The sequence below is a fragment of the Streptomyces triticirhizae genome (genome assembly GCF_003696235.1).
In the GTDB taxonomy this organism is placed as follows: Bacteria; Actinomycetota; Actinomycetes; order Streptomycetales; family Streptomycetaceae; genus Streptomyces; species Streptomyces triticirhizae.
This window is the reverse complement of the sequence record NZ_RFFJ01000320.1, coordinates 1-3914: the sequence shown is the minus strand read 5'-3', so window position 1 is coordinate 3914 and position 3914 is coordinate 1. Positions and strand designations below refer to the sequence as shown.

Annotated in this window: 3 protein-coding genes; 2 read left to right on the top strand and 1 reads right to left on the bottom strand. The window is 74.0% G+C overall.

Annotated features, from left to right (window positions below):
- Nucleotides 1-44: 44 nt before the first annotated feature.
- Nucleotides 45-2444, bottom strand: a complete 2400-nt coding sequence (locus tag EBN88_RS28975) for a Tex family protein (protein WP_233581091.1) — start codon at nucleotides 2442-2444, stop codon at nucleotides 45-47.
- Between the two features lie 100 nt (nucleotides 2445-2544).
- On the opposite strand from EBN88_RS28975, the gene EBN88_RS28970 reads away from it, so the two are divergent.
- Nucleotides 2545-3276 (top strand): TetR/AcrR family transcriptional regulator, encoded by a 732-nt coding sequence (locus EBN88_RS28970; RefSeq protein ID WP_122399971.1) that lies wholly within the window; start codon nucleotides 2545-2547, stop codon nucleotides 3274-3276.
- Nucleotides 3277-3389: 113 nt separating this feature from the next.
- Nucleotides 3390-3830: an ATP-binding protein gene (locus tag EBN88_RS28965; protein ID WP_122399970.1), complete on the top strand. Its 441-nt coding sequence runs from the start codon at nucleotides 3390-3392 to the stop codon at nucleotides 3828-3830.
- The last annotated feature ends 84 nt before the right edge of the window (nucleotides 3831-3914 follow it).

Below are 3914 nucleotides of genomic sequence, written 5' to 3'. Positions count from 1 at the left end.
GGCCGTCTCGTGTGCGTCAACGGACGCGCGGGGAAGGGTCGTTGTCAGCGCCCCTTGCGTTCGGGGCGCACCAGGCCGGCGCGGCGCAGGGCGTCGGCCATCGCGCTGTTCGCCGGCGGGGGGCCGCCGGCCCGCTGCCCGCCGGCGCGTCGTCCGCCGTTGCCCCCGCTCCCCCGGGGCGCGCCGCCGCCCCTGCGGTCCCGCTGCCGGGGCGCGCCGCCGCGCTCCGCGCGCTCCCCGCCCCTGGCGGGCTCGTCGTCCAGCCGCAGCGTCAACGAGATGCGCTTGCGCGGGACGTCCACGTCCAGCACCTTGACCGTGACGATGTCCCCCGGCTTGACGACCTCGCGCGGGTCGGAGACGAACTTCCGCGACATCGCGGAGACATGGACCAGCCCGTCCTGGTGGACGCCGACGTCCACGAAGGCGCCGAACGCGGCGACGTTGGAGACCACGCCCTCCAGGGTCATCCCCGGCTCCAGGTCCCCCAGCGACTCGACGCCCTCCCTGAAGCGGGCGGTGCGGAAGGCGGGCCGTGGGTCGCGGCCCGGCTTCTCCAGCTCCCTGATGATGTCGGTGACCGTGGGCAGCCCGAAGGTGTCGTCCACGAAGTCGGCCGGGCGCAGCGCCCGCAGGGCCGAGCCGTTCCCCACCAGGGAGGCGACGTCGCCGCCGGTGGCCTTCACCATGCGGCGCACCACCGGGTACGCCTCGGGGTGCACGGCGGAGGCGTCCAGCGGGTCATCGCCGTCCCTGATCCGCAGGAATCCGGCGCACTGCTCGAACGCCTTGGGCCCCAGCCGAGGCACCTGGCGCAGCGCGGCGCGGCCGGTGAACGGGCCGTTGCTGTCGCGGTGGGCCACGATGTTCTCCGCGAGGGTGGTGCCGATGCCGGAGACCCGGGCCAGCAGCGGCACGGAGGCCGTGTTGACGTCCACGCCCACGCCGTTGACGCAGTCCTCGACCACGGCGTCCAGCGAGCGGGAGAGCTTCACCTCGGAGAGGTCGTGCTGGTACTGGCCGACGCCGATGGACTTCGGGTCGATCTTGACCAGCTCGGCCAGCGGGTCCTGGAGCCGGCGCGCGATGGAGACCGCGCCGCGCAGCGAGACGTCCAGCTCGGGCAGCTCCCTGGCCGCGTAGGCGGAGGCCGAGTAGACCGAGGCGCCGGCCTCGGAGACCACCATGGTGGTGAGCTTGGCGTCGCCGAGCCGGGCGATCAGCTCGCCGGCCAGCTTGTCCGTCTCGCGGGAGGCCGTGCCGTTGCCGATGGCGATCAGCTCGACGCCGTGCGCCTTCACGAGGGCGGCCAGGGTGTCGAGCGACTCGGCCCAACGGCGGTGCGGGACATGCGGATAGATCGTCTCGGTGGCGGCGACCTTGCCGGTGGCGTCGACGACGGCGACCTTGACGCCGGTGCGCAGGCCCGGGTCCAGGCCCATGGTGGGCCGGGTGCCGGCGGGGGCGGCGAGCAGCAGGTCGCGGAGGTTGGCCGCGAAGACGGCGACCGCCTCGTCCTCGGCCCGGGTGCGCAGCCGGGAGCGCAGGTCGATGCCCAGGTGCACCAGGATGCGGGTGCGCCAGGCCCAGCGGACGGTCTCGGCCAGCCAGGCGTCGGCGGGGCGGCCCCGGTCGACGATGCCGAAGCGGTGGGCGATGGCCCGCTCGAAGGCGGTGGGCCCGGCGGGCGCCTCGTCGTCGGACGGCTCGGGCTCCAGGGTCAGCTCCAGGATCTCCTCCTTCTCGCCCCGGAACATCGCCAGCACCCGGTGGGAGGGCAGCTCGGTGAAGGGCTCGGCGAAGTCGAAGTAGTCGGCGAACTTGGCGCCGGCCGCCTCCCTGCCCTCCCTGACCCTGGAGACCAACCGGCCGCCGTTCCACATCCGTTCGCGCAGCTCGCCCAGGAGGTCGGCGTCCTCCCCGAAGCGCTCGGTGAGGATGGCGCGGGCGCCGGCGAGGGCCGCCTCGGCGTCCGGCACCCCGCGCTCGGCGTCGACGAACGCGGCCGCGGCCGCCGCCGGCACCACCGTGGGATCGCCGAGCAGGCCGTCGGCCAGCGGCTCCAGGCCGGCCTCCCTGGCGATCTGGGCCTTGGTGCGCCGCTTGGGCTTGTAGGGGAGGTAGATGTCCTCCAGCCTGGCCTTGGTGTCGGCGGCCTGGATGCGGGCGGCGAGGGCGTCGTCGAGCTTCCCCTGGGACCTGATCGACTCCAGGATCGCCTCGCGCCGCTCCGCCAACTCCCGCAGGTAGCGCAGCCGTTCCTCCAGGGTGCGCAGCTGGGTGTCGTCCAGCGCGCCGGTGGCCTCCTTGCGGTAGCGCGCGATGAACGGCACCGTCGAGCCGCCGTCCAGCAGCTCGACCGCCGCGCTCACCTGCCCCTCCCGGACGCCCAGCTCCTCGGCGATCCGGCCCTCGACGGACCGGCCTGCGACAGGCTCGTTCACAATCTCGCTCCGCTTTCCCGGCGCGCCCTGCGCCGCGCTGTGCATTCTGGCAGGAGGCACCGACAGTCGCCCCGACAGGCGCGCCGCCTACGATGCGAACATGACAGCGGACGGAGCGGGAGAGCGGTCTCCCATCGGCTTAAGAGAGCGCAGGTGGCGTCGGGTCCACGAGCGACTCCTCGACACGGGGCTTGAGTTGTTCCTCGCCCACGGCTACGAGGCGACCACGGTGCAGGGGATAGCGCGCCGCGCCGAGGTGTCCGAGCGGACCTTCTTCCGCCATCTGCCCAGCAAGGAGGACGTCGTCCTGGAGCCGCTGCGCCTGCTGCACGGCGTCTTCCGCAGCGAGCTGGACCGGCGTCCAGCGACGGAGGGTCCGTTGCTGAGCCTGCGTCGGACGATGGCGGCGGCGCTGCGGACGGCGCCCGAGCCCGGGCGTCAACTCGCCCTGCGCGCGCTGCGGGTGGTGGGCAGGGACGAGCGGGCGCGGGTGCTGTGCCTGCGGCTGTACGCGGAGCATCACCCCGAGATCGCCGAGGTCATCCGGGTCCGCCGGGGCCTGCCGCCGGACGATCCCCGCCCCGCGCTGCTGGCGGGGGCGTTCACCACGGCCAGCCTGCTGGCGACCGCGCGCTGGAGCCGGGAACCGGACGGCACCGCGCGTTCCCTGGAGCGCGCCGGCGAGTCGCACTACGCTCTGCTCACGCGGCGCTCGGGAACGACTGGAACGCGCAGATCACCACCGCCGGTTACCCGGACGCCGACCACCAGCGCGGACCCCGACCCACAAGCTGAGGGTTCGTCAACTCGACCACCCCATCGAGTGATATGAACGGCACACGTGCGGCTGAACTCTTTGCCGACTGCCACGCGTGAGGGGCAGGGTGCGAGACACAACGCAGCGCAGTCGTCCCCGACTTCCGTGGCAAGACCGGAGGGTTCACGATGCCAACGAGGCTCACCAGCGAGGAGACCGGCGCCCGACGGCGCGGCCAGAGCTGGCTGTTGACCGCCCGCAGGGAGGACCTGGCGCGCTTCCGGCGGCTGGCGTCGGCGGCGATGCGGGAGTGGGAGCAGTCGCCCCGGGTGACGGAGGTGGTGTTGCACGGGGTCACCGAGCTGCTGTCCAACGTGGCGCGCCATGTCCCCGATCCGCGCTGTCGTCTGGAGCTGACCTCGGACGGGGACAGGGGTGGGGACACGGTGCGGGTCGCGGTGCACGACCGGTCGGCGACGCTGCCCGTCATCACGTTGCCCGACTGGACGGCCGAGGCGGGCCGGGGCCTGTGGCTGCTGCGGGAGATGGCCGACGACCTGGGGTTCGAGGCGACGGCCGAGGGCAAGGCGGTCTGGGTCCTGGTGCGTGGGGACGAGCCGCTGGGCTGACCGGCGCGCGGAGGGCAACGGGCGGCGCGCGGCGGCCGCCCATGGCGCGCGGCGCGAATGACCCGGCGCCCGCCGGTGCCCGCG